This is a genomic window from Methylophilus sp. 5, assembly GCF_000515275.1.
Classification (GTDB): domain Bacteria; phylum Pseudomonadota; class Gammaproteobacteria; order Burkholderiales; family Methylophilaceae; genus Methylophilus.
The window spans coordinates 536,946-560,223 of record NZ_KI911560.1; the positions used below are offsets into that span (position 1 = coordinate 536,946).

Sequence of the window (23,278 nt, forward strand, 5' to 3'; positions counted from 1 at the left end):
TGTGGCATGATAAAAGTCTGGCTACCGGCCGGCATGCTGCTGCTAGCAAGCGTTTATGCCCATGCAGCGCCCGCGCTGGTCAACGTCATTGATGGTGACACAGTTATTATTCGTGACAACAACCTCACCTACCACTTACGCCTGCTGGATATAGACGCCCCCGAGCGGCAACAGGCCTTCGGCATCCAGTCCAGGCGCAGCCTGAAACAACTCTGCGAACACACCAGCATCAGCGTCCACCTGCAAGGCCGTGACCTTTACGGCAGAACACTGGGCCATTTGTATTGCAACAACACTGACGCAAGCCAATCACAAATTGCGCTGGGCATGGCCTGGTTTAACGCACGCTATTCAAAACGTTTGGAGCTGGATGCACTACAACGCCAGGCACAACAACAAAGATTGGGCTTGTGGCAAGACGCCGATCCGATGCCACCCTGGCAGTGGCGCAAGCAATACGGACAATATTATCGTCGGCAACGATGACACATGCCGACAATATCCTTTAGAATACTGTTTTATCAAAGAACTTTAGGACTTTAGACATGCAAGTAGCGATGAACACCGTGGTCACCATGACCTATAAACTGCAAAATAGCGATGGCGACACCCTGGAAGAAAGTCAGGAACCGGTTGCTTATCTGCATGGCGGTTATGACAATATTTTTCCTAAAGTGGAAGAAGCCATGCATGGTAAAAATGTAGGCGATAAGGTAGAAGTGAGCCTGGAACCGGAAGATGCCTTTGGTGACTACGATGACGCACTGGTACAAATTGAGCCAGCGAGCGCGTTTCCAAGCGAAGACCTAAAAGTCGGCATGCAGTTTGAAGGTGAAGACGAAACCGGCGACGTGATTTTGTACACCGTTACCGACATTGCAGATGGCAAAGTCGTGGTTGATGGCAACCATCCTTGGGCCGGCCAACGCTTGCTGTTTACTGCCACGATTGCCAGCGTACGTTCAGCTAACCAGGAAGAAATTTCTCACCAGCACGTACATGGTGCCGGTGGTCATCACCACTAAGTAGCAAGCTGCTTACCTAATAAGCGGCTTTAATTTGGCTGGCGCAGTTGTCCTTGCGCCAGCGTCAACACCTCATCGGCAACCTCTGCCACCTCATCCGCCACATGGCTGACGTAAAGCGTTGGTAAACCAAACGTTGCAATCACCCGCTTGATATAAGGCAGTACTTGCTGCTTGAGTTGATCATCCAGGCCACTCAATGGCTCATCCATGAGTAGTACAGCTGGCTGGCGCAATAAAGCACGCCCTATCGCTACCCGCTGCTTTTCGCCACCAGACAACTGGCCAGGCTTGCGCTTGAGCAAGGGCTCGATGGCAAGCACATCCAACACTTCTGGCAAGACTATCCGTGCGATGTCTGAGGGCATGCCATAACGCAAATTTTGCTCTACGCTCATATGCGGGAACAAGCGGCCATCCTGAAACACCAAGCCGACCGGGCGTTGCCATGGCGGCAATTGAATCGCCTGTTTATGATCAAACCAGGTGTGATTACCGCTACGGATCACACCTGAAGACGGCACCAATAACCCGGCAATACTATGCAACAAGGTTGTTTTTCCAGAACCCGAAGCCCCCATGATGCCCAGGCAACGCCCGGCAGGTAAATTAAAGCATGCATGCAAATCAAACGGACTGCTTGCCGCATAAGGCTGATGAATCTGAATATCGACCCTAAACATCAGCGCTGACTCCTGAGCAGGCGGCGCTCCAGCCACTGGCTGGCCAGCAAGGCAATCACAGAGACCAGCACACTCAATACCACCAGGCGTAAGGCGGCGGCATCGCCTTCGGGCGATTGGGTCAGGCTGTAAATTGCCAATGGCAAGGTGCGCGTTTCACCTTCCAGGTTGCCAGCAAAAGTAATGGTGGCGCCGAACTCACCCAGACTGCGGCTAAATGCCAGAATACCGCCAGTGAGCACACCGTGATAAGAAAGCGGCAGCGTAATTGAAAAGAATGTCTTGATGGGTGTGGCGCCCAAGGTCTGTGCTGCTTGTTCCAATAAAGGGTCGACCTGCATCAGCGCCTGGCGAATCGCACGCACCATGAGCGGGAACGCCATCACCGCAGAAGCAATCACTGCGCCCCACCAGTGAAAAGTCAGCTGAATATGAAACTGCTCATACAACCAGCCACCGATCCAACCGCGCCGTCCCAGCAACACCAGCAACATATAGCCTAGCACCACTGGCGGTAATACCATGGGCAGATGCACCAGCGCATCCACCAGCGCATGCCCCCAAAATTGCTTTCTGGCCAGCAACCAAGCCGTGCCTATGGAGGGCAACACTAACACCAGCACACAACAGGCCGCCACCTTCAGCGACAGCAGCACAATCGCAAGTTCGGCCGGAGACAAAGTCCACATCACAATACAACAGGTCAGTTAGTCGTTAAACAATGGCTTAAAGCCATAGGATAGCAGCAGTTTCTTCGCTTCTGCAGACTGCAGGTAACGGTAAAATGCAGCCGTTTCGCTCACCGCCTGCGGCAACAAGGCCATCGGGTAAACAATCGGCACATGGCTGCTTTCGGCAAACTCGCCAGCCACTTTGACCTTGCTGGACGATTGCGCATCGCTGGCATAGACAATACCAACGTCACACTCGTCGCGCTCGACCAGGCTTAAGGTCGCCCGCACATCCTGCGTGCTGACCAGTCTGGTTTTGAGTTTGTCCCACCACCCGAGGCTAGTCAGCGACTGTTTGGCATAAATCCCTACCGGCACCGACAAGGTATCGCCCGTGCACCAATAGCCAGGTGCTTGCTGGCCAATATCAGTCGCGGCTTCGGCCTTGATATTGAGCGGCTTGCTTTGCGGGGTAATCATCACCAACCGGTTGCCCAGCCACGGCTTGATCGTCGCAACTTGCACCAACTGCTTGTCTTTCAGATATTGCATCCATTTTTCATCAGCCGAAATAAACAGGTCGCCCGGCGCGCCTTGCTCTAATTGTTTGGCCAGTGTGCCAGAACCGCCATACACCGGCACGACCTGCACGCCGGTTTGCTGGTCGTATTGCTTGACCAGCACATTCATGACATCGGTCAAACTAGCCGCTGCAAATACCTTGATTTTCTTGTCTTCTGCTTGCGCCAATACGCTGATCAGGCACAAAGCCAGGCAAAGCCACTTTTTCATTGCGGTCATCCAGTAAAAGATTGAATACATGCGATGCTACCATCGTTATATTCAAACACACATTACGATAGTGAAAAAAATTATATTTTTTTCAAATGCTGGTGAATTAAATGCAGTTCATCCGCCGCGGCTTGCGCCGTTTTTTGCAAAATCTGCTGATAGGCCAGCATCAGTGCCTGGCCAAACTCGGTCACTTGCGCACCGCCGCCATGAGAGCCGCCAGTGGTACTCACCACCACCGCCTGGTCAAAACTACGATTCATCATGTCTACCAGCTCCCAGGCACGACGATACGACATGCGCATCTGTTTGGCCGCTGCCGAAATCGAGCCATGCTGCTCAATATTTTGCAACAGCTCAATCTTGCCTGGCCCGAGTGCGGTATTGCCTTGGTGGCTGATTCTGATTTTAAGTAATGAGGCTTGCATGATCAATGTTACTCCAGCGGGATTTCTGTTTGCGCAAACGCTTCAAACGGTGGCAACTCGGCTAACGAACGCAAATTCAAATCATCCAAAAAGTGTTTAGTCGTGGCATACAGTGACGGCCTGCCCGGCACTTCACGTTGCCCGACCACGTCTATCCAGTCACGCTCCTGCAATTGCCGAATCACGTTAGGATTCACCGCCACGCCGCGAATCTGCTCAATATCACCACGTGTCACCGGCTGCCGGTAAGCAATAATCGCCAGCGTTTCCATCACTGCGCGCGAGTACTTTGGCTGCCGCTCAGGGTTTAAACGCGATAAATATTCACTGTATTCAACTTTGGCCTGAAAGCGGTAACCGCTAGCCACTTGCACCAGGTCCAGTGTTTTTTCCACCCAGTCGGCTTTCAGTTCATCCAGCAGCATACGCAACGTCGCGCGCTCCATACGCCCGGCAAATAACTTAAGCAAGTCGTCAAGCGCCAGTGGCTGTGGCGATGTCAGCAACGCCGCCTCCAGAATGTGCTTCATCTCTTGAATACTGTCCGGCTCACGCATCAGCTGTCCTCACTCGAACTATTGGCCTGCACATAAATGACGCCAAAGGCTTGTTGTTGCGTGATACGAATCAAGCCTTCTTTGGCTAATTCCAGCATCGCCAGAAAGTTAACCACCAGCTTGGGCACGCCTTCTGCTTCAAGATCGAACAATTCATCAAAACGCAGCACTGGCGTGGCACTCAGCCTACGCAGCAACAAGCTCATATGCTCACGCACAGACAATTCGGCACGGCCCAGTTTATGGTGTTGGTTCAACTTGGCGCGTTTAAGCACATTACGCCAGGCCTCGACCAAGTCGTCCAGGCTTACCTCTGGTGGTTGCACCTGGCTAATCTGCTGATAATAAGCTGCCGCCACATCAATTTGCTCGCCCACTTTTGGCAACGCATCCAACCGCTGCGCCGCCAGTTTGATCGCTTCATACTCCATCAAACGCCTGACCAGCTCCGCACGCGGATCATCTTCCTCCTCAACCTCGGTAGGTTTGGGCAGCAGCATGCGCGACTTGATTTCAATCAGCATGGCCGACATCAGCAAATACTCAGCAGCCAGCTCCAGGTTAACTGTTTTCATTTTGTCGACATAGGCCATGTACTGCACCGTGAGGTCAGCCATGGGAATATCCAGAATATCCAGATTGTGCTTGCGGATCAGGTACAACAATAAATCCAGCGGGCCCTCAAACGTCTCCAGATAGACTTCCAACGCATCCGGTGGGATATACAAATCTTGCGGCAACGCCGACAGCGGCTCGCCTTTGATTTTAACCGGGCTGTTGGTTGTGAACTCCATGCAATGATTGTAGCGATTTGCCGCCCGGGGTTAAAGGTTATTCTGCATAAGGATTAGCAAAGCCCAGCTTTTGCATGACCGCGATTTCCATCGCCTCCATCAGCTCGGCTTGCGCATCTACCTCGTGGTCATAGCCATGCAGATGCAACACGCCATGCACGGTCATGTGCGCATAATGGGCAAGTAACGGCTTGCCTTGCTCAATAGCCTCTTTGGCCACCACAGGCGCACAAATCACAATATCCCCTATCAGCACCGGCTCTTCAGTTAACGGAAAAGTCAGCACATTGGTGGCGTAATTTTTACCGCGATAGGCCGCATTTAACTGCTGGCCCTCTGCTGCATCCACAATACGGATGGTCAAGCTGGTATCTACCCGGAGTGCCGCGCGCACCCAGCGCTTGAATTGTGCTAACTCAGGAATATCAGTCGCGTCTGAGGCCAGTTGCAGGGAAAAATCTAATGCGGGCATAACGTCAAGTTTTCTGTAGAATATCCGTCATTATAGAAAGAAAACCCTTAAAGGAAACGGTGTGATGACAAATCGCCCCAAGTTGGTGGTTGCCAATCGCAAAATGCATGGCAATTTGCCAGACAACCAGCAGTTCATGCAAAGCCTGTTGCAACAAACACGCCATCACCGCGCCCGCTATGCGGTGTGCCCGCCGCACCCTTATTTGTACCAAGCCCAGCAAGTGCTGCAAAACAGCCATATTAGCTGGGGTGGACAAAACATGAGTCGTTATGAAAAAGGCGCCTACACAGGCTCAGTGTCACCACTCATGCTCAAAGAGTTTGGCTGCACCTATGTGATTATTGGTCATTCTGAGCGGCGGCAGCGTGGCCATGACAGCGATGAAACCTGTGGTGAACGTTTTGAGGCAGCCTTAAAAGCCGGCCTGACGCCTATTTTGTGCATTGGTGAAACACTGGATGAATATGAACAGGGTGAAACCGACCTGGTGGTCGTGCGACAACTGAACCCGGTCATCGCACATGTCGGCATTCAGGCTTTATCACAAGGCGTGATTGCCTATGAGCCAGTGTGGGCCATCGGCACTGGCAAAGCGGCTACACCGCAACATGCACAAGCCATATTGTCTTTTATCCGCGGCCATATTGAGTTACTCGATGCACAAGCAGCTGAAGAAACCACCTTGTTATATGGTGGCAGCATGAACCCTGGCAATGCTGCGCAGCTACTGAGCATGCCAGATATAGATGGCGGCCTGATTGGCGGCGCAGCACTGGTTGCAGAAGACTTTATCCGTATTTGCCAGATTGCCAACGAATTAACGCCACTCAAAAGCGCAGCCTGACAGGCAAGCCGCTTTCACCAGGGTGGCAGCACAAATAAAAAAGCCGACTTGCGTCGGCTTTTCTACATCTAAGCAAGCTTGGATTTTAAGTAAGTCCTAGATTTTAAGTAAACCAGGTTTAATTAAAACCAGATTACTAAAGTCTGAATTACTTAGCTTCTTCAGCTGGAGCTTCAGCAGGTGCAGCTTCTGGAGCAGCTTCAGCAGGAGCAGCTTCAGCAGCAGGTGCCTCAGCTGGAGCTTCAGCAGCTGGAGCTTCAGCAGCAGGTGCCTCAGCAGCAGGCGCTTCTTCAGCTGGTTTTTCACCACAAGCAGTCAAAGCCAGAGCCAACAATGCAGCCAACAATGCAGAACGTGTCATCTTTATTTCCTTAGTATGTATGAGCAAAAAATTATGTACGGACAATCCCCTTGATGCAGAACCAGCCGAGTAAAAAAATTGTATCAGTAATTCATTAAAAAAAGAACGCACATTGTCTTAAAAAACATGGATTTTTTTGCGTAACAACCACATCCAGCTGTTTTTTTGACAAAAACACCGGCAAATCATTTGCCATCAATGCAATTAAGCCGCATTTTCAGCCAGATGCACATAGCCCGACAAATACATCTGGTGCAACCAGGGCAACACGCTCACGACGGCAAACGCTTGGCATAACGCAGGCTCCAGCTGTCGACGATTGGCCAATAGATTCAATAATGGCGCGCCCTCAATCGCGACAGGCACGCTCTCACCATTGATAAAATACTGCCCTTGCCAATGCAGCATCTGCGTCTGCAAGTCCATCACCACACCGTGCTGTGCCAGTCGCTGAGAAAATTTTTCCTGGCTGAGCTTACGATTAGGGGAAAAAACAACATAAGCCTTGGGCTCAGAAAAATACTTAGCCAGAAAAGGCCCTAATTGCGCAGGCTGCCAGGGCAGTCGACCCAGCATGTCTGCCACATTATTCACCATATTGGCATCCACCGCCGCCGCATCGACCACTGGCTGCAAGTCGGGGTCGCGATACAACTCATCCGGCAAACCATCTTGACGGCAAGCATCCAGAAACTCTATCGCCAGCTCTCTGGCCGCAGGGGCGCGAAAACCAATCGAGTACGTCATGCAGTCGTCATCTTCAGCGATGCCCCAGTGCGCTACATTGGGCGGCAGGTAAAGCATATCACCAGGCTCCAGCACCCACTCCTGCTCGCTGACAAAGTGCGACAGAATACGCAAAGGCGCGTCAGGGATCAGCCGTAAATCGGTTTGCTGGCTGATACGCCAGCGACGCTTGCCTGCGCCTTGCAGCAAAAAAACATCATAGCTATCAATATGCGGCCCGACACCGCCGCCAGTCGGGGCATAACTCACCATGACGTCATCCAGCCTGGCCGTTGGGATAAAGTCAAAGTGGGTCAGCAAGTCCTGTGCTTCAGGCAAAACATGGTTCATACCCTGCACCAGTAAGGTCCAATGTTGCGCAGGCAAGGCGGTAAAGTCGTCATCCTCAAAAGGGCCTTGCGTCACTTGCCAGCCATCTCCAGCCTCTGCGCGCGCTGGGTCAAACTGTATCAATCTGGCAGGTACCTCGGCATCACACGCCAATCCGGCCAGTTCTTCAGGATTGAGCAAGCCTTGAAAACCTGGCATGGCGCCGCGAATCAACAAAGGTTTTTTTTGCCAGTATTCCGCCATGAACTGGGTGGGCGTCAAGCCATTGAGTAGGGTGAGTGCTTGTTGCATGATTAAATTTATCTAAAAGGGAGAAAAGGCGCTGCTGTGATACTTTGTGTCAGGCGCGAAATAAAGCGTTGTGATTTTTCTGCCAGCGTCAGTGCCAGTAAATCGCTGCGGGCAATCAGCTTGCTGAACTCCCGCTCAAAGCTCAGATTTTGTACCTCGCCAGGCAGGCTATTGGTTAATAGCAATAACTCGCCTTGGGCATTTTTGGCATTGGTTAGCTTCCATACTGCAATTTCAATATTTCTGGCCGCATTATATAAGTTTTGTGGCTCTATGCTGTCAGTGAGGAAAAAGGCCGATTTATTGCCATGCGCCCTAAACAACATCGACTGTATGCCAACCACCAGCGCCAATACGCGGTCTCCGCTATATTGCGCGTTGAGTGCGAGTTTAATCGCGGCAGTATCTTGCGCGCCAGCCAGAGCCTCAAACTGCCAGTGATGCACACTGCCCTGTTCAAACACATAGCTGGCAATTTGCTCAGGCGACCCCAAGCCTGACTTTTGTGCCTCGGCCGGGTTACGTTTGTACATCTTGAGCATGAGCAAGCGCAAGGTGCTGACATTCTCGCTATACTCAATATCCGCCAGGCGATCGAGGTCAGTTTTGGCCAATTGATGCAAGGTATTACGGTCTTGTCGCACAGGCACCGGGCGCCCGTTGGGTGAGTCCACATAGCCGCCATCCGGTGTGGTGCTGCATCCGGCCAGCAGTAAGATCATCATACGCCAGCCGCAACACCTCATGCAGGCAATACCCGCTGGGCTGGGAACACAATCTGGAAACGGCTACCTTGCCCAGGCTCACTCTCAACCTGCAAGCTGGCCTGATGATGATGCAAAATATGCTTGACGATGGACAGGCCTAGCCCGGTGCCACCGGTATCCCGGCTACGGCCACTGTCTACCCGGTAAAAGCGTTCTGTCAGTCGTGGCAAATGCTGCGACTCGATACCGATACCGGTATCCTGCACACTAAACACGACATCTTCGCCGCGCATCTGCCAGTAAATATCAATCTTGCCTTGCGACGGGGTATAGCGCACCGCATTGCTGGTCAGGTTGCTCAAGGCACTCAATAACTCATTGTAACTACCGCGCAGATTGACTTCTGTCTCCATGTGCAAGGTCACCGTATGTTGCCCCTGGCTCAGCGCTTGTGCATCCTTTTGCAACTGCTTGAGCAAGGCCGGCATGGCGATATCGGTTTCATCTTTAAGCACGACATTATTTTCCAGGCGCGACAAGGTCAGCAAGTCTTCAATAATGCGGCGCATGCGCGTCGTTTGCGATTGCATCATGTCAAAATAAGGCTGGATATCGGGTGAGACTTCGCCTTGCATGTCACTGATGGTTTCGAGAAAGCCGCCGATAACCGTGAGTGGTGTGCGCAACTCATGCGAGACATTGGCAATAAAGTCACGGCGCATGACCTCGGTTTTTTCAATCGCAGACACATCGCGGCAAATGAGCAGGCGTTGCTTGCTGGCAAATGGAATAATCTGTAATTCGAGTGTCACATCCGGGCTGCGCCAGGACTTAAGCTTGAGCGGCTCGCTGTAGTTTTCAGCCTGTAAATACTCGACAAACTCAGCTTGTCGCAGCAAGTAATAAATGGGCTGATTTTCATCATGATGCCGCTTTAACCCCAGCCGCTGAATCGCCGGTTCGTTAAACCATTCAATTTCGTTGCGGTTATTAAGTACCACCACGCCGTCCGGTAACGCGCTGGTGGCGTGCCGCAATCGCTCTAGCGTACTACTAAGCTGGCTTTGGCTGCGCGAGTGACGGCGCATCTCATGATAAAGGTTAGCAAAGATGTCTTCCCAGATGCCTTTGCCATTTGGCATAAAGTTAAGGCTGGGTTTGAGCGCCCACTGATACAAGCGGTGAATCCAGTAGAGATGCGTGGCAAGATAGGCCAACACACCAGCCATCAACAATAACCAGGCAGTCTCTGCACTGGTGAACCAGCCAACCATCAGGCAGAAAAATGCCCAAAACAGCAGACTCCAGAACGCTTTCCAACGAATATCTTGCACAAGCTATTCTCAACACATCAATGTCGGCGATTATACGACACATCTGTGCGCAGGCAATGACAGCATGATGACAGCTGCCTAGGCGCGCATAGTCAGGCTACTCAGCCATGACCGGCGCACTTCTGGCATAAGGTTTGGCCAGTGGTTCACCCACAAACACACCTTGCATAGGCCATTTCACACTTTTCCAATAGGCCTCAATCAAAGTTTCACCTGAGAGGTAATGCGCCATGATAATTTGCGGATGAGGAAACTTTTGCCAGTAGTTGCATGGCTCTGAAACGGTGCCATAACTACCGGTGACACCAGCATCCAGCCAGCGCGATGCTGGCATCTGGGCATTGTAACTCGCCAGCACGCCACCGCTTGAGGTCAGGTGATCTGCAATTGCACCTGGCAAATAGGTATTCGTTAACATAAAGTCGACCTGCTTTTGCCCGGTAAAATAAAACATGACCGAGCCCTGATTTTCAATCGACTCCTGACTCAGGGTATGCAAGGTGAGCTTTTTGGATTTGATGGTCATGCCATCTTGCGGAAAAAACGGCTCACGCGGCTTGGAGCGCGCCACATCGCGCGTTTTAAGAAAATAACCATCGGCGTCATTTAAACTAAATTCGCTCAACACACCGCGGTCAATCAACGCCTTGGCGGCGTCTACACTGTTAATCGGCAATAACATGGATAACCGAACATGATGGTCTGCCCATGGTCGTAATGACGGGCTGTTAAAGTAAGGGCTATCACGGCCGGGGTCGCAGGTTTTGCGGCACTGGTTCAAGTCCAGTCCCAGGGTCAGCGCGCTGGTAATACTGTTGCACTGCACGGCAAACGGCGTGCGCCACACGAGTAACAACACTTGCTGATTGCCAAGCCTGGCGTCCAATTGTGCTTTTAAAGCCTCAAACTCAGGCACAGTCAGCGCATCCTTGGCATGCCTCGGTAACTCCACCCCAATCAGGTTTTCTGCAGGCACTTGTCTCGCCTGCAAGTAATAGCGGGCGACTTCTTCACTCTGCGCATCATTGACGTTGTAAATCACCGCCACATCTTCGGGCTTTAATAACGAAGGCCGCAGCGGAATTTTTTTACTGACATCGACAGCGCCAGCCATCGCGTTTGTCGCCAAGAATATCAAGCACAACACACCCAAAAAAATCATTTGTCCCAAACGCTGACCAACACCCATGCACTCAACACTCCATAGCGATTGCAAACATACTACTCTGGCAAACAAACCAGCGTAAAATTCAATCATATCTCAGATTCAATTTTTTGAAGAAAACGAGGCAAATAATGACGACACAAACGATATTAATCACCGGCGCTAACCGTGGCATTGGGCTGGAATACGTTAAACAATATGCTGAAAGCGGCCAGCAGGTTTACGCCACCGTGCGCGACCTAGCCAAGGCAACAGCATTGCAGCAATTGGCTGCCAAACACACGAACATCCAGGTATTGGCGTTGGATGTAGGCGATGTGAGCGCGATTCGCGATCTGGCGGGGCAGTTATCGGCACTGACGATAGATATTTTAATCAGCAATGCGGGCACTTATCCTGACAGCGCCTTCGGTAAAACCGACCCGCAAGTCTGGCTGCAGGCATTTCAGGTCAACACACTCACCACGTACTACTTGGCCGAAGCCTTTTTACCGCAACTACGGCGCGCCAGTCAGGCGAAATTAATCGCCATGACCAGCAAAATGGGTAGCATAGAAGACAATGGCAGCGGGGGAGAATATATTTACCGCAGCAGCAAAACTGCCTTGAATATGGTGGTCAAGAGCTTGGCGCTGGATCTGCGTGAGTTTAATATTGCCGTCGCAGCCCTGCACCCGGGCTGGGTGCGTACAGACATGGGTGGGCCGAACGGATTGATTGATGCGGAAACCAGTGTGCGTGGGTTACGGCAGGTGATTGAGGGGTTAAGCAGTGCGCAATCGGGGGAGTTTATAGCCTATGACGGGAAGAGGATTCCTTGGTGATGGGTTGTGAGTGGCAACTCGTAGCATTGCCTTTCGCCTATAGGCGAGTTACTTTTCTTTGCTTGTAGCAGTCTTGGTTTGTGGAGATATCTATTTCGCCTTTACGGCGACCATTCTTTCTTATGCTTGTCCATAAGAAAGAAGGCAAAGAACAAGACACCCCAGCTTCCGCTTGATTCCTGTGCTACTCGACTTGTCGGGCGTCAATCAAAAACTCGTCCTGACAAGCCACACACAACGTGGCTTGTTGCGGGACTCAAACAGTTGATTGCCGACTGCCCCCGCCAATCCTGCGTTGCTCGGCGCGGCAGATGGGGACCCCAAAGCAGCGCCAACCGACAGAGCGCTAAAACAATCCTATAAAACTCAAATTCCCTTTATCAGCGGCCAATTAAGCCTTGTAAGGACTACGCTCCTCCAGCTCATCCACATAGTCTTGCATGGTGCTGGCTTCGCGAACCAAAAAGCGTGCCACGCTCTGGTGAAAATCCGGGTGGCTTAGCCAGTGATAGGAGCAGGTCGTGTAAGGGGTGAAACCGCGTGCCAGTTTGTGTACGCCTTGCGCGCCACCTTCAAAATAGCGGATACCCTGGCTGATACAAAACTGTTGCGGCTGGTAGTAACACAACTCGAAATGCAGGCACGAAATATCGCGCAGGCTGCCCCAATAACGGCCATACAAGGTGTCATTACCCCAAATACAGACACTGGCGGCGACATCTTCACCATCTTGTGCAGCAATAAACAGCCTAAATTGTTCAGGCATGTCACGGCTGATTTGTTCAAAAAATGCCAATGACAAATAAGGGCTACTGCCGTGCCGGTGATAGGTATTGCAATAGCATTGATAAAACAAAGCGAGTTCGGCCGGGCTGATGTCATGCCCGCTCAGTACGCGGCAATGCACCCCTTGCTGGGCGACCTTGTTGCGCTCCTGACGTATCTTTTTACGCTTGTCGCGGCTGAGCGCGGCTAAAAAAGCCTCCCAATCGGCGTAACCAGGGTTTTCCCAGCGAAACTGCACGCCGTGTCGGCGCAAGCCGTCTGCTTCGGCGCATGCATCTGCCGAAATGGTATCCGGGAACAGCACATGCAGCCCGGACCATGCCTGTTCCCGACAGACCTCACGCATCTGCAACAACATCGCCTTTGCCAGCGCCTGTGGTTCAGGGCAATCAGGGTGAATTAACAGCCGCGGCCCGGTGACCGGCGAAAAAGGAATGGCGGCAATCAGCTTGGGATAATATTGGCCGCCTGCCTGCTCGTACGCCTCTGCCCATGACCAATCAAACACATATTCGCCATAAGAGTGTGTTTTTACATAACAAGGCGCGGCAGCTACTAATTGCTCGCCCTCAAACACCGTTAAGTGATAGGGAATCCAGCCAGTGTGGTGATCGACCGCGACGGATAATTCAAATGCGCGCAAAAACCGGTAATCCAGCATAGGATGAGCGCCAGCCAAGGCTTGCCAGTCGGCAGCGGCAATCTCTTGCAAGCCGCGATGCCACACAAACGATAATTGACTGATGCCCATGCGGACTTAACTAGCAATCAGGGATTAAATTAGGGAGCAAACATGCCGGAGCTAAAGGTTGGCATGCATGAGGCATAGAACAGCAGCTTAGCTGGGACGTTTGCGTAGTGCCGAAACGTCTTTACCGGTAGAGTTCACAGTACTATTGGCTGGAATCACCGCAGACGCCGGTTTTGATTTATTTCTGGATTTATCAGTCTCAGAATCGGTGACGATGGCTTGTTGTGCCTGGCTTTTTGCTTCTGCTGCTCGCTGCCGGTCTACCATCTGCGCATAAGCATTTTCCAGCTCATCCAGGGTGATCACGCCATTGCCATCGAGGTCTACATAAGAAAAGTGTCGTGCCACCTGCGGCAAACACAAGGTCGCCTCTTCGCGATCCAGTGAATCATCATTGTCGCGGTTACACTCATTAAAGCGCTGCGAAATACTGTCATGCATGATTTTGCGCTTTTGTAGCATGAGTTGGTGGTCGGGGTCAGTGTTGCGCGCATAATCAGACAGCGCCTTGCGCAAGCGTGCACGATCTTCAGGGCTGAAGTTATGCTCAAGGGTTTTAGAGAGGCCGGCGTCATCGTTATCGACCATGCGGCTATCCGTCAGCCGAATAGGTAACTTGAGGTCGGCAGACACAGGCAATGCCAGCAACATGGTCGTTGTCAGCAAAAAAACCTCTTTCAAATGTTTGTTCGCTCTACCCATCCACATCCAAATGTAATACCTTCATTCTTGTTTTACCAAGTCTTGTTTCACTCAGAAAGGTCTTGTTTGACTCAAAAAGTCTTGTTTTACTCAAAGCTTTTTGAAAACAATCTTTTAAAGTAAAACCAAGCACGCTTAACATGACAGATATTGCCTGACTTTAAAATCAGGCTGACTAACATAACGCAACTATGGTTGCAGCATCAACTGATTTAACAAAAAATAGCCATTCTTTCATCACGATGCACACCATTTTCAGGCGGTTATCTTGCCTCAGGATTGTAAATGCAATATTTCACTCCCATCGCTATTTGTAACCAAGTTGTAACCACGCCCACTTCATGCGGGATACGGCTTGGAGTATAATAATAAAGATAAGTTTTACGGCTAAGCCGTTTTAGCCCCTTATGTCGGGTCATCCTGATGGCGGCCAACCGCGTTAACGAAAACGCCCGCTTCTGTGTTAAAAGGTACGTATGGCAGAACAGTTAAAAAAAATATTGATGGTTGATGATGATTTGCGTATGCGCGAACTTTTACAGCGCTACCTCACCGAGCAAGGATTCAATATCAAATCCGTTTCCGATGGCAAAGAGCTGGACAAGGCCATGTCTGCCGAAAGCTTTGACCTGCTGATTCTTGACTTGATGCTGCCCGGCGAAGATGGCCTCGCCATTTGCCGCCGGCTGCGTGGCGCCAACCATATGACACCCATCATTATGCTAACCGCGCGCGGTGATGAAGTAGACCGTATTGTTGGCCTGGAGATGGGCGCCGACGACTACCTGCCCAAACCGTTTAATCCACGAGAATTGCTCGCGAGAATCAACGCCGTATTGCGTCGCCATGAGATTACGCCCAAGCCAGTGGTTGAAGAAAAAAGTGCGGCGTTTCAGTTTGGTGATTTTGTGTTTGATACCAACACGCGCAGCCTGACCAAAAACGGTGTGGCGATCACCATTACCAGCGGCGAATTCACCTTATTAAAGGTGTTTACCGAGCACCCGCGCCAGCCCTTGTCACGTGATCGCCTGATGCAATTGGCGCGCGGCCGTGAGCTCGATGTATTTGACCGCAGCATTGATGTGCAAGTCTCACGTTTGCGCCGCATTATCGAGCCAGATCCCGCGCATCCACGCTACCTGCAAACCATGTGGGGCTTTGGCTATGTGTTTATTCCAGATGGCGAAGCGCCGCAATAAGCCGCTCGCTTAAGCCTCACTCACGTGCGTTTACTGCCCCGCAGACTGCTGTCCCGCATCATGTTACTGATTGCCATTTTGCTGGCAGTCAGTATCTATGCGTCGCTCAAAATCTTTGATTATTTTGACCGCGAACCACGCGCAACCGCGGCGGCCCTGCAGGCGGTCACCATCGTTAACTACACCCGCGCCTCACTCATCGCCTCACATGAAAACCGCCGTCTGGCCTTGCTGTCAGAGCTATCTGGCCGCGAGGGCGTGCGTGTGTATGCAGCAGACTTTTTGGAAGACATTGAGCCGCTACCGCTAGACCCGTTTATTAACCTGGTGGCCCAAAAAATCAGGGAACGCATGGGCGAAGAGACCATCATCACGGTCAATCACTACGATATTCCCGGGCTCTGGATTAGTTTTAATGTCGGCCAGGATGACTTCTGGGTGGTCATTCCCAAAATTCAGGTTGACCGCCCTTTCCCTTGGCACTGGCTGGGCTGGGCCGCGGTGGTCGGCCTGTTATCGCTAGTTGGCGCCTACCTGCTCGCAGCGCGCATTAACCGCCCGCTCACCATGTTGGTACATGCGGCAGAACGCTTACGCAACGGCGAACCGGCGCCAAAACTGCCAGAAGACAGCGTGGAAGAACTGCGCGAAGTGACGCACACCTTTAACGAAATGGCAGAGTCACTGGCGCGGCTGGATGCAGAACGCACTTTATTATTAGCCGGTGTTTCACATGATATCCGCACGCCACTGGCGCGATTACGGCTAGCCGTAGAAATGTTGCCATCAGAAGCCGATTACATGAAGCACGGCATGATTGAAGATATTTCAGACATGGACAATATCATTCACCAGTTTTTGGATTTTGTACGCGGGGTAGAAGGCGAGCCCACCCGCATGATGGACATCAACGACCTGCTGCACGCGCTGGCAGAGCGCCAACGCCGCGCCGGGCGCGAGTTAAAAGTGTCACTGGGGCCTAAATACTTTATTCCAATCCGCCCGCTTGCCATGCAGCGCTTGCTCGATAACCTGGTCGGCAATGCCTACAACTACGGCAAAGGTAAAGTAGAAGTGCGCAGTCAGGTGATGGCCGATAAAATTGTCATTAGCGTGCTCGATAACGGCCCCGGCATCCCCCCCGAGCATGCCGAACGTTTGCTGCGCCCGTTTGAGCGCATGGATAGCGCGCGCAACAAATATGAAGGTGGCAGCGGCTTAGGGCTGGCCATTTGCAACCGCATTGCCACTTTGCATGGCGGCCAGCTGGCCTTACTCAACCGCCCAGAAGGTGGGCTAGAAGCCAGGCTTTCTTTACCTATTCTGCCTAACGCCTGATTACGCGTCGCTGGGCGTAAACCAGTTTAAACGCGACCGCAGCTTCACCACTTCGCCAATAATAGTCAGGCTGGGTGGCTTCAACCCGGCCGCAGCGACATCAGCCGCCAGATCTTTCAAGGTAGACTCCACCACCCGTTGCTTTTGCGTGGTGCCCTGTTGAATCACCGCCGCTGGCATATCAGGTGAAACGCCTTCTGCAATCAGTTTGGCGCAAATTTGCTCCAGCCCAACCAGACCCATATAAATCACCACGGTCTGCCGGGGCCTTGCCATCGCCTGCCAATCCAGGTCTATGCTGCCCTCTTTTAAATGCCCGGTAATAAACAAACAAGCCTGCGCATAATCGCGATGGGTGAGTGGAATGCCCGCATAACTCGACACCCCGTTGGCGGCAGTAATGCCTGGCACCACCTGAAACGGCACGCCATGCTGCATCAGGGTTTCAATTTCTTCGCCGCCACGGCCAAAAATAAACGGGTCACCGCCTTTGAGGCGCAATACGCGCTTGCCTTCCAATGCCAGCCGCGCCAGCAAAGAATTAATTTCCTCTTGCGGCAGCGTATGCTGGTCACGCGATTTACCCACATAAATCAGCTCGGCATCACGGCGCACCAGCTCCATCACCTCTTTGCTGACCAACTTGTCATACACACACACATCGCACTGCTGCATCAGGCGCAAAGCCCTAAACGTTAACAAGTCTGGGTCACCGGGGCCACCGCCCACCAGATACACTTCGCCGCGCGCAGGGGCGTCTTCGCTTTGGCTTAACAGCTCGCCCAACAACTCGCGCGCCGCTTGCTCCTGGCCAGACAAAACACGTTCGACCAACGGCCCATTGAGCACGTCCTCCCAAAAGCGGCGGCGTGCAGGCATATTGGTAAACTTGGTTTTGACCTGCTCGCGAAATTCACCTGCAATCGTTGCGATTCGGCCATAGGCCGCAGGCAACATGGTTTCAATTTTGCTGCGGATATGCCGCGCCAACACCGGCGCATTGCCTTCACTAGACACCGCAATCACCACCGGGCTGCGATCAATAATTGAGCCCATGGTAAACGTGCATAAAGCAGGCGCATCCACCACATTCACCGGGATATTGAGGCGTTTGGCAGCAATAGAGACTGCTTCATTGACGGCTTCATCATCGGTCGCTGCAATCACCAGGCAGGCGCTGGTCAATTGCTCAGGCTGAAACGCAGCCTGCACATAGTCAATCTCGCCCTGCTCAAATAACACGCGTAATTCATCACACAAATCTGGCGAGATCACCGTCACACGGCCTTGCGCCTTGCGCAGCATCAATACTTTGCGCGTCGCGACATCACCTCCGCCAATGACGACACACAGTCGTTGCGCAATATTAAAAAAAATCGGTAAGGCTTGCATGCAACCAACGCTCAAATGAAAGAAAGCTATTTTACCGCAGTCACCAAGCGCGCTGGGGTTTCACCTGCAAATACGCTAAAATACTGTTTTTGTGAGAAATTTAGCGTGCAATGAAGCAGGACAGCGGTAAAAAAATATTCATCAAGTCGTTTGGTTGCCAGATGAACGAATACGATGCGTCACGCATGGTGGACTTGATGCGTGAGCACGACGGCATGACCCAGACCAACAATATGGAAGAAGCCGATGTCATCCTGCTCAACACTTGTTCGGTGCGCGAAAAAGCCGAAGAAAAAGTGTTTAGCCATTTGGGCCGCATGATTCCGCTCAAAGAGAAAAACCCAAACCTAGTGATTGGGGTCGGCGGTTGTGTCGCCAGCCAGGAAGGTGAGGCCATTATCAAGCGCGCACCTTATGTTGATGTGGTGTTCGGCCCGCAAACCCTGCATCGTTTGCCAGAGCTGATTAAGGCCAAGCAAACCGAAAACAAGCCGCAGGTTGATATTACCTTCCCCGAAATTGAAAAGTTTGACCACTTGCCTCCGCCACGCATCGAAGGTGCGACTGCTTTTTTGAGCATTATGGAAGGCTGTAGCAAATATTGCAGCTTTTGCGTGGTGCCTTATACACGTGGTGAAGAATTTTCGCGCCCATTTGAAGATGTGTTGACTGAAGCCATTCAACTGGCCGAGCAAGGCGTGAAAGAAATCACACTGCTTGGGCAAAACGTCAACGCTTACCGCGTGCAATATCAGGGCATAGAGGCTGACTTAGCCATGCTGATTGAAACCGTGGCCGAGATTCCGCAAATCGAGCGCATTCGTTACACCACCAGCCACCCCAACGAAATGAACGAGCGGCTGATTGCCTGCCATGCCAATGTGCCCAAACTAGCCAACCAATTGCACCTGCCGGTGCAAGCTGGCAGTGACCGCATTTTAATGGCAATGAAACGTAACTACACCGCGTTGCAATACAAAGGCCTGATCCGCAAACTCAAAGCAGCCAACCCGCAATTGACGATTACCAGCGACATCATTGTCGGCTTCCCGGGCGAAACAGAAAAAGACTTTCAGGCCACACTCAAACTCATGCGCGACGTCGGCTTTGATTACAGCTTTAGCTTTTTATATAGCCCGCGCCCGGGTACACCCGCCAGTTATTTGCCGGACGAAACGCCACAAGTGGATAAAGCGGCTTGGCTCAAACAACTGCAAACTGAAAACGAAACCAACGGTGACGCCATCAGCCGTGCCATGTTAGGCACCGTGCAACGTGTGCTGATTGACGGCCCATCATGGAAAGACCCTACCCTGCTGGCAGGTAAAACTGATAATGGCCGCGTGGTGGATATTGCTGCTGATACCAGCTACATCCACCAAATGGTGCAGGTTAAAATCACCGATGTTTACAACCCACATCGTCTCGTTGGCGAAATAGTGAATTAACCATGGAAATTACCCTCTCCCCCGAAGACAACCTGCTGCTGGCAAACCTGTGCGGCCCGCTCGATGAAAATATCCGCCAGTTAGCGAACGGCCTGGACATTGACATCAACCGCCGCGGCAGCACGTTTTACCTAAGCGGCACGCAAACCAATATGCGCCTGGGCGTACAAATGCTGGAAAACTTTTACGCCCGCGCCAAAAAGCCAATTGAGCTGGAAGATATTCAGCTAGGCCTGGTAGAAATCGACAAGCTGAAACCAGAAGAAGTCGCCTCCAGCGCCATGCCCACACTCATGACGCGCCGCGGTGACTTGCATGGCCGCACCCCGCGCCAGGTCAGTTACCTGCAACAGATTCAAGACCACGACATTACGTTTGGCATTGGCCCCGCAGGTACAGGTAAAACCTACCTGGCAGTCGCCAGCGCGGTTGACGCCATGACGCGCGACCGTGTGAAACGCATTGTATTAGTACGCCCGGCGGTAGAAGCCGGTGAGCGCCTGGGCTTTTTACCCGGCGACTTAAACCAAAAAGTCGACCCCTACCTGCGCCCGCTATACGACGCGCTATATGACCTGGCAGGCTATGACACGGTAAACAAAATGTTTGAACGCGGTGCGATTGAAGTTGCGCCATTGGCTTATATGCGTGGCCGCACCTTGAACCAAAGTTTTATTATTCTGGATGAAGCGCAGAACACCACGCCAGAGCAGATGAAGATGTTCTTGACCCGCATCGGTTTCGGCACCAAAGCTGTGATTACAGGGGATGTGACGCAGATTGACCTGCAGCGTCATCAGAAAAGCGGCTTGGTAGAAGCGCAAAAAATTCTCAAAGACGTGAAAGGCATCGCCTTTACCCAGTTTATGTCGCAGGACGTGGTTAGGCATCCGTTAGTGCAGAAGATTATTAATGCGTATGAGAAGTTTGAGCAAACGGCTCAGAAGAGTGACTGATCATTTTTAATGTTGGTGTGCTCTAGCCAACTCAATGCAATTTTGGCGATGTTGAAAAAAATAATTCTTCTGACTTTCAAGTGTTGTGCTTTTAAGCATTAGCTTATTTCGCCTCTAGGCGAGTCACTTTCTGATGCTTGCCCCTCAGAAAGTAACCAAAGAGGAGGGCACCCAGCCATCACGGCCTGCGGCTCCCTTGCGTTGCTCAACAAAATAAGCGGTCACGAAACTCGTCCTAGCAGCTTGCACACTACGCAAGCTGCCGCGGATCTCAGACAGTCGCTCCCTTCTCCCTTATTTTGTCTCCGCTACTCAGCGTGATGGGATGGGATTATTCTCTCCTAAGTAACCTCGTCGCAGTTTGGACGGTTCAAAAACCAAATTCATTTCTTAAAATCACTAACCGTTGCACTCAGTAGGTGTTCGGGGTCCCCATCTGCCGCGCCGAGTAGCGCAGGCAAAATAAGGAGGAAGGGAGCGACTGTCCGAATCCCGCAGTAGCTCACGTTCTGTGTGAGCTACCAGGTTGAGTTTCGTGACCGCTTATTTTGACGAGCAACGCAGGAATCAAGCGGAAGCTGGGGTGTCTTGTTCTTTGCCTTCTTTCTTATGGACAAGCATAAGAAAGAATGGTCGCCGAAAGGGCGAAATAGATCTTTCCACAAACCAAGACTGCTACAAGCAAAGAAAAGTAACTCGCTGAAAAAGCGAAAAGAAACCTTCCAACCAACCACAAAGCCAGGGTGGGCATCCATGCCCACCCTGCGACTAAGGCTGATAGATAAGCATAAGAAAGAAGGTCGCCGTAGAGGCAAAAAGAAACATCACAGAGAAGAACAACCTTTTATCACAATCACACCACGCCTAGAGCTCAGCTTACAAAACAAGCTCAGTATAAGTAGGAAACTTCTGCATAATCTCTGCACACAAAGAGCTTTCCAACCACCCCTCTAACCAAGTCCGCAATCGTGGATAAGCACTCCCCGCAAACCACTCTCCATCCACCGCCGCAAACTGACGGATAAACGGAAAAATCGCCACATCGGCCACACTGGCAGAATCCCCCAACAAAAAACGATGTTGCTGCAAGGCAGTTTCCAGCATCTGCAAAAACTGCTCACCTTGCTGGCGGTAAACCAATTGTGATTGTTCAGGGTAACGCTCTGGATATTTATAACGGTCCAGTGCTTTTTTAAACTCACCATCGTTAATAGCAATCAGGCGATTCACCGCGTCATGGTCAGCATCGAGCCAGCCTTGAGGATCACTCTGAGCCAGTGCCCATTGCATAATATCCAGACTCTGCTCCAATATAGAGCCCTCCTCCAGCTGCAAGACTGGCACCGTGCCTTTGGGGGAAATCTGCAATAAATGTGCAGGTTTGTCGCGCAATGAAACTTCACGCACCTCAAGCTGGATTTTTGCCGACCACAACGCCATCCGCGCACGCATGGCATACGGACAACGGCGGTAGGAGTAAAGAATAGGCAACACCATTAGCGCAGGGCTTTGCGACAATCCTTGATTAACTGCGGCCCTTTGTAAATCAGGCCGCTATAAAGCTGCACCAGGCTGGCACCCGCGGCTATTTTTTCTTTGGCATCGTCACCGTTCAAAATACCGCCCACGCCAATAATCGGCAAACTGCCTTGCAGTGACGCCGCCAGGGTTTGAATCACACGCGTAGCACCTGCTTTAACTGGTGCGCCAGACAAGCCGCCGGCTTCTTCTGCGTGTGGCAACCCGGCTACAGCGTCGCGCGCCAGCGTAGTGTTGGTGGCAATGACGCCATCCATACGATGTTGCATAAGCAGGCCTGCAATTTCCTCGACTTGCTCGGTGGTCAGGTCAGGTGCAATTTTCAAGACCACGGGCACATATTTACCATGTACTTGTGACAGGATTTTTTGCTCAGATTTAAGGGTTGCCAGCAATTGGCCTAGTGCGTCTTTTTCTTGCAAAGCGCGCAGGTTTTTGGTGTTGGGTGAGGAGATATTCACCGTGATATAGCTGGCATGGCTATACACTTTGCGCATGCAGGTCAGGTAGTCTTCTGCGGCTCTATCGTTGGGTGTATCAAAATTTTTGCCGATATTAATGCCCAAAATGCCTTTAAATCTGGTGGCTTTCACATTCTGCACCAGTTGATCGACGCCCAGATTATTAAAGCCAAAGCGGTTAATAATCGCCTCCGCCGCTGGCAAACGGAACAACCGTGGCTTGGGGTTGCCCGGCTGTGGGCGCGGGGTGACGGTGCCCACTTCAATAAAGCCAAAACCAAGCGCGGCCATGCCATCAATCACGGCTGCATTCTTATCCAGGCCTGCCGCCAAACCAACCGGATTAGGAAAAGTCAGCCCCATCACCTGAGTGGGTTGCTCGGGTAATCGCGTGGTGGCCAATTTTAGCAGGCCGAGTTTTTCGGCGCGCTTGAGCGATTGCAAGGTGAGGTCATGTGCCTGTTCTGCATCGAGTTGAAACAGTAGCGGCTTAAGCAGCGGGTAAATATTCATAGGTCACTTTTCCTGAATAGTTTATTGGGTGCCGGGCAATACACGCTTATTTCAGCGGTTGCCGTTTGCATCACTTTTGCGTTACATCAAAAAACATGTTGGTCATAGGGTTCAAAATCATTCTTAAGCGTTGTTGCGCACCAGATGACTAGCTTACAGGAG

25 protein-coding genes are annotated in these 23,278 nt (G+C 51.7%); 8 read left to right on the forward strand and 17 right to left on the reverse strand.

The annotated features are described in order from the left end of the window. The first annotated feature begins 6 nt into the window (after window positions 1-6). Window positions 7-486: a thermonuclease family protein gene (locus METH5_RS0102345; RefSeq protein ID WP_029146992.1), complete on the forward strand. Its 480-nt coding sequence runs from the start codon at window positions 7-9 to the stop codon at window positions 484-486. 59 nt (window positions 487-545) lie between these two features. Beyond that, complete coding sequence (locus METH5_RS0102350) at window positions 546-1,025, forward strand: peptidylprolyl isomerase (protein ID WP_029146993.1); 480 nt, start codon at window positions 546-548, stop codon at window positions 1,023-1,025. Between the two features lie 29 nt (window positions 1,026-1,054). On the opposite strand, the gene METH5_RS0102355 is transcribed toward METH5_RS0102350, so the two are convergent. From METH5_RS0102355 to ybeY, 7 genes are all read right to left on the reverse strand, one after another. Continuing rightward, window positions 1,055-1,708, reverse strand: coding sequence for an ATP-binding cassette domain-containing protein (locus METH5_RS0102355; protein WP_029146994.1), 654 nt, complete (start codon window positions 1,706-1,708; stop codon window positions 1,055-1,057). After that, complete coding sequence (gene modB / locus METH5_RS0102360; RefSeq protein WP_029146995.1) at window positions 1,708-2,397, reverse strand: molybdate ABC transporter permease subunit; 690 nt, start codon at window positions 2,395-2,397, stop codon at window positions 1,708-1,710. Before modB ends, METH5_RS0102355 begins: the two co-directional genes overlap by 1 nt. Window positions 2,398-2,415: 18 nt before the next feature. Next, window positions 2,416-3,171, reverse strand: coding sequence for a molybdate ABC transporter substrate-binding protein (gene modA, locus METH5_RS0102365; protein ID WP_036307501.1), 756 nt, complete (start codon window positions 3,169-3,171; stop codon window positions 2,416-2,418). 80 nt (window positions 3,172-3,251) lie between these two features. Then, window positions 3,252-3,599, reverse strand: a complete 348-nt coding sequence (locus METH5_RS0102370) for a winged helix-turn-helix domain-containing protein (RefSeq protein ID WP_036308091.1) — start codon at window positions 3,597-3,599, stop codon at window positions 3,252-3,254. An 8-nt stretch (window positions 3,600-3,607) separates the two neighbouring features. Continuing rightward, the gene (gene scpB / locus METH5_RS0102375) at window positions 3,608-4,156 is read right to left on the reverse strand and encodes an SMC-Scp complex subunit ScpB (protein WP_029146998.1); all 549 of its coding nucleotides are present in this window, start codon (window positions 4,154-4,156) and stop codon (window positions 3,608-3,610) included. Beyond that, window positions 4,156-4,950 carry a ScpA family protein gene (locus tag METH5_RS0102380; protein WP_029146999.1) on the reverse strand — a complete coding sequence of 265 codons (795 nt, stop codon included), beginning with the start codon at window positions 4,948-4,950 and terminating at the stop codon, window positions 4,156-4,158. Before METH5_RS0102380 ends, scpB begins: the two co-directional genes overlap by 1 nt. 37 nt (window positions 4,951-4,987) lie before the next feature. Continuing rightward, window positions 4,988-5,422: an rRNA maturation RNase YbeY gene (gene ybeY / locus METH5_RS0102385; protein WP_029147000.1), complete on the reverse strand. Its 435-nt coding sequence runs from the start codon at window positions 5,420-5,422 to the stop codon at window positions 4,988-4,990. A gap of 64 nt (window positions 5,423-5,486) precedes the next feature. Here ybeY and tpiA point away from each other — a divergent pair, with 64 nt between their 5' ends. After that, the gene (gene tpiA / locus METH5_RS0102390; RefSeq protein ID WP_029147001.1) at window positions 5,487-6,269 is read left to right on the forward strand and encodes a triose-phosphate isomerase; all 783 of its coding nucleotides are present in this window, start codon (window positions 5,487-5,489) and stop codon (window positions 6,267-6,269) included. Window positions 6,270-6,417: 148 nt separating this feature from the next. Here the strand turns inward: tpiA and METH5_RS0102395 are convergent, their stop codons facing one another. The 5 genes from METH5_RS0102395 to METH5_RS0102420 all read right to left on the reverse strand — a co-directional run bounded on the left by METH5_RS0102395 (window position 6,418) and on the right by METH5_RS0102420 (window position 11,297). Continuing rightward, complete coding sequence (locus METH5_RS0102395; protein ID WP_029147002.1) at window positions 6,418-6,630, reverse strand: hypothetical protein; 213 nt, start codon at window positions 6,628-6,630, stop codon at window positions 6,418-6,420. Between the two features lie 204 nt (window positions 6,631-6,834). After that, entirely contained in the window at window positions 6,835-7,998 is a 1,164-nt protein-coding gene (locus tag METH5_RS0102405; RefSeq protein ID WP_029147003.1) for a cupin domain-containing protein, read from the reverse strand. An 8-nt stretch (window positions 7,999-8,006) separates the two neighbouring features. After that, a complete protein-coding gene (locus METH5_RS0102410; RefSeq protein WP_029147004.1) occupies window positions 8,007-8,744 on the reverse strand; it encodes a hypothetical protein in 738 nt (245 codons plus the stop codon). Further along, window positions 8,741-10,039 (reverse strand): phosphate regulon sensor histidine kinase PhoR, encoded by a 1,299-nt coding sequence (gene phoR / locus METH5_RS0102415; protein WP_029147005.1) that lies wholly within the window; start codon window positions 10,037-10,039, stop codon window positions 8,741-8,743. The genes METH5_RS0102410 and phoR overlap by 4 nt, the downstream gene beginning before the upstream one ends. 97 nt (window positions 10,040-10,136) lie before the next feature. Then, window positions 10,137-11,297 (reverse strand): TIGR03790 family protein, encoded by a 1,161-nt coding sequence (locus METH5_RS0102420; RefSeq protein ID WP_232410909.1) that lies wholly within the window; start codon window positions 11,295-11,297, stop codon window positions 10,137-10,139. A 38-nt stretch (window positions 11,298-11,335) separates the two neighbouring features. On the opposite strand from METH5_RS0102420, the gene METH5_RS0102425 reads away from it, so the two are divergent. After that, window positions 11,336-12,028 (forward strand): SDR family oxidoreductase, encoded by a 693-nt coding sequence (locus METH5_RS0102425; protein ID WP_029147007.1) that lies wholly within the window; start codon window positions 11,336-11,338, stop codon window positions 12,026-12,028. A gap of 391 nt (window positions 12,029-12,419) precedes the next feature. Here METH5_RS0102425 and METH5_RS0102430 read toward each other — a convergent pair whose 3' ends face one another. Next, window positions 12,420-13,565 carry a GNAT family N-acetyltransferase gene (locus METH5_RS0102430; RefSeq protein WP_029147008.1) on the reverse strand — a complete coding sequence of 382 codons (1,146 nt, stop codon included), beginning with the start codon at window positions 13,563-13,565 and terminating at the stop codon, window positions 12,420-12,422. Between the two features lie 87 nt (window positions 13,566-13,652). After that, the gene (locus tag METH5_RS0102435; RefSeq protein ID WP_232410910.1) at window positions 13,653-14,231 is read right to left on the reverse strand and encodes an EF-hand domain-containing protein; all 579 of its coding nucleotides are present in this window, start codon (window positions 14,229-14,231) and stop codon (window positions 13,653-13,655) included. 512 nt (window positions 14,232-14,743) lie between these two features. On the opposite strand from METH5_RS0102435, the gene ompR reads away from it, so the two are divergent. Together ompR and METH5_RS0102445 are read left to right on the forward strand one after the other, a co-directional pair. After that, a complete protein-coding gene (ompR, locus tag METH5_RS0102440) occupies window positions 14,744-15,469 on the forward strand; it encodes a two-component system response regulator OmpR (RefSeq protein ID WP_029147010.1) in 726 nt (241 codons plus the stop codon). A gap of 24 nt (window positions 15,470-15,493) precedes the next feature. Further along, the gene (locus tag METH5_RS0102445) at window positions 15,494-16,807 is read left to right on the forward strand and encodes a sensor histidine kinase (protein WP_304412423.1); all 1,314 of its coding nucleotides are present in this window, start codon (window positions 15,494-15,496) and stop codon (window positions 16,805-16,807) included. Here the strand turns inward: METH5_RS0102445 and cysG are convergent, their stop codons facing one another. Next, on the reverse strand, window positions 16,808-18,199 hold the full coding sequence (gene cysG / locus METH5_RS0102450) for a siroheme synthase CysG (RefSeq protein ID WP_029147012.1): 1,392 nt from the start codon (window positions 18,197-18,199) through the stop codon (window positions 16,808-16,810). Window positions 18,200-18,309: 110 nt separating this feature from the next. On the opposite strand from cysG, the gene miaB reads away from it, so the two are divergent. Then, a complete protein-coding gene (gene miaB, locus METH5_RS0102455) occupies window positions 18,310-19,647 on the forward strand; it encodes a tRNA (N6-isopentenyl adenosine(37)-C2)-methylthiotransferase MiaB (RefSeq protein ID WP_036307518.1) in 1,338 nt (445 codons plus the stop codon). Window positions 19,648-19,649: 2 nt separating this feature from the next. Then, complete coding sequence (locus tag METH5_RS0102460) at window positions 19,650-20,603, forward strand: PhoH family protein (RefSeq protein ID WP_029147014.1); 954 nt, start codon at window positions 19,650-19,652, stop codon at window positions 20,601-20,603. Window positions 20,604-21,479: 876 nt separating this feature from the next. Here the strand turns inward: METH5_RS0102460 and METH5_RS0102465 are convergent. Both METH5_RS0102465 and METH5_RS0102470 read right to left on the reverse strand, forming a co-directional pair. After that, window positions 21,480-22,100 carry a glutathione S-transferase gene (locus METH5_RS0102465; protein WP_029147015.1) on the reverse strand — a complete coding sequence of 207 codons (621 nt, stop codon included), beginning with the start codon at window positions 22,098-22,100 and terminating at the stop codon, window positions 21,480-21,482. Further along, window positions 22,100-23,116, reverse strand: a complete 1,017-nt coding sequence (locus tag METH5_RS0102470) for a quinone-dependent dihydroorotate dehydrogenase (RefSeq protein ID WP_029147016.1) — start codon at window positions 23,114-23,116, stop codon at window positions 22,100-22,102. The genes METH5_RS0102465 and METH5_RS0102470 overlap by 1 nt, the downstream gene beginning before the upstream one ends. Window positions 23,117-23,278: the final 162 nt, after the last annotated feature.

Coding starts and splice junctions, on each gene's coding strand:
- METH5_RS0102345 (WP_029146992.1), top strand. CDS start 7: ATGATAAAAGTCTGGCTACCGGCCGGCATGCTGCTGCTAGCAAGCGTT.
- METH5_RS0102350 (WP_029146993.1), top strand. CDS start 546: ATGCAAGTAGCGATGAACACCGTGGTCACCATGACCTATAAACTGCAA.
- METH5_RS0102355 (WP_029146994.1), bottom strand. CDS start 1,708: ATGTTTAGGGTCGATATTCAGATTCATCAGCCTTATGCGGCAAGCAGT.
- modB (WP_029146995.1), bottom strand. CDS start 2,397: ATGTGGACTTTGTCTCCGGCCGAACTTGCGATTGTGCTGCTGTCGCTG.
- modA (WP_036307501.1), bottom strand. CDS start 3,171: ATGAAAAAGTGGCTTTGCCTGGCTTTGTGCCTGATCAGCGTATTGGCG.
- METH5_RS0102370 (WP_036308091.1), bottom strand. CDS start 3,599: ATGCAAGCCTCATTACTTAAAATCAGAATCAGCCACCAAGGCAATACC.
- scpB (WP_029146998.1), bottom strand. CDS start 4,156: ATGCGTGAGCCGGACAGTATTCAAGAGATGAAGCACATTCTGGAGGCG.
- METH5_RS0102380 (WP_029146999.1), bottom strand. CDS start 4,950: ATGGAGTTCACAACCAACAGCCCGGTTAAAATCAAAGGCGAGCCGCTG.
- ybeY (WP_029147000.1), bottom strand. CDS start 5,422: ATGCCCGCATTAGATTTTTCCCTGCAACTGGCCTCAGACGCGACTGAT.
- tpiA (WP_029147001.1), top strand. CDS start 5,487: ATGACAAATCGCCCCAAGTTGGTGGTTGCCAATCGCAAAATGCATGGC.
- METH5_RS0102395 (WP_029147002.1), bottom strand. CDS start 6,630: ATGACACGTTCTGCATTGTTGGCTGCATTGTTGGCTCTGGCTTTGACT.
- METH5_RS0102405 (WP_029147003.1), bottom strand. CDS start 7,998: ATGCAACAAGCACTCACCCTACTCAATGGCTTGACGCCCACCCAGTTC.
- METH5_RS0102410 (WP_029147004.1), bottom strand. CDS start 8,744: ATGAGGTGTTGCGGCTGGCGTATGATGATCTTACTGCTGGCCGGATGC.
- METH5_RS0102420 (WP_232410909.1), bottom strand. CDS start 11,297: ATGATTGAATTTTACGCTGGTTTGTTTGCCAGAGTAGTATGTTTGCAA.
- METH5_RS0102425 (WP_029147007.1), top strand. CDS start 11,336: ATGACGACACAAACGATATTAATCACCGGCGCTAACCGTGGCATTGGG.
- METH5_RS0102430 (WP_029147008.1), bottom strand. CDS start 13,565: ATGGGCATCAGTCAATTATCGTTTGTGTGGCATCGCGGCTTGCAAGAG.
- ompR (WP_029147010.1), top strand. CDS start 14,744: ATGGCAGAACAGTTAAAAAAAATATTGATGGTTGATGATGATTTGCGT.
- cysG (WP_029147012.1), bottom strand. CDS start 18,199: ATGCAAGCCTTACCGATTTTTTTTAATATTGCGCAACGACTGTGTGTC.
- miaB (WP_036307518.1), top strand. CDS start 18,310: ATGAAGCAGGACAGCGGTAAAAAAATATTCATCAAGTCGTTTGGTTGC.
- METH5_RS0102460 (WP_029147014.1), top strand. CDS start 19,650: ATGGAAATTACCCTCTCCCCCGAAGACAACCTGCTGCTGGCAAACCTG.
- METH5_RS0102465 (WP_029147015.1), bottom strand. CDS start 22,100: ATGGTGTTGCCTATTCTTTACTCCTACCGCCGTTGTCCGTATGCCATG.
- METH5_RS0102470 (WP_029147016.1), bottom strand. CDS start 23,116: ATGAATATTTACCCGCTGCTTAAGCCGCTACTGTTTCAACTCGATGCA.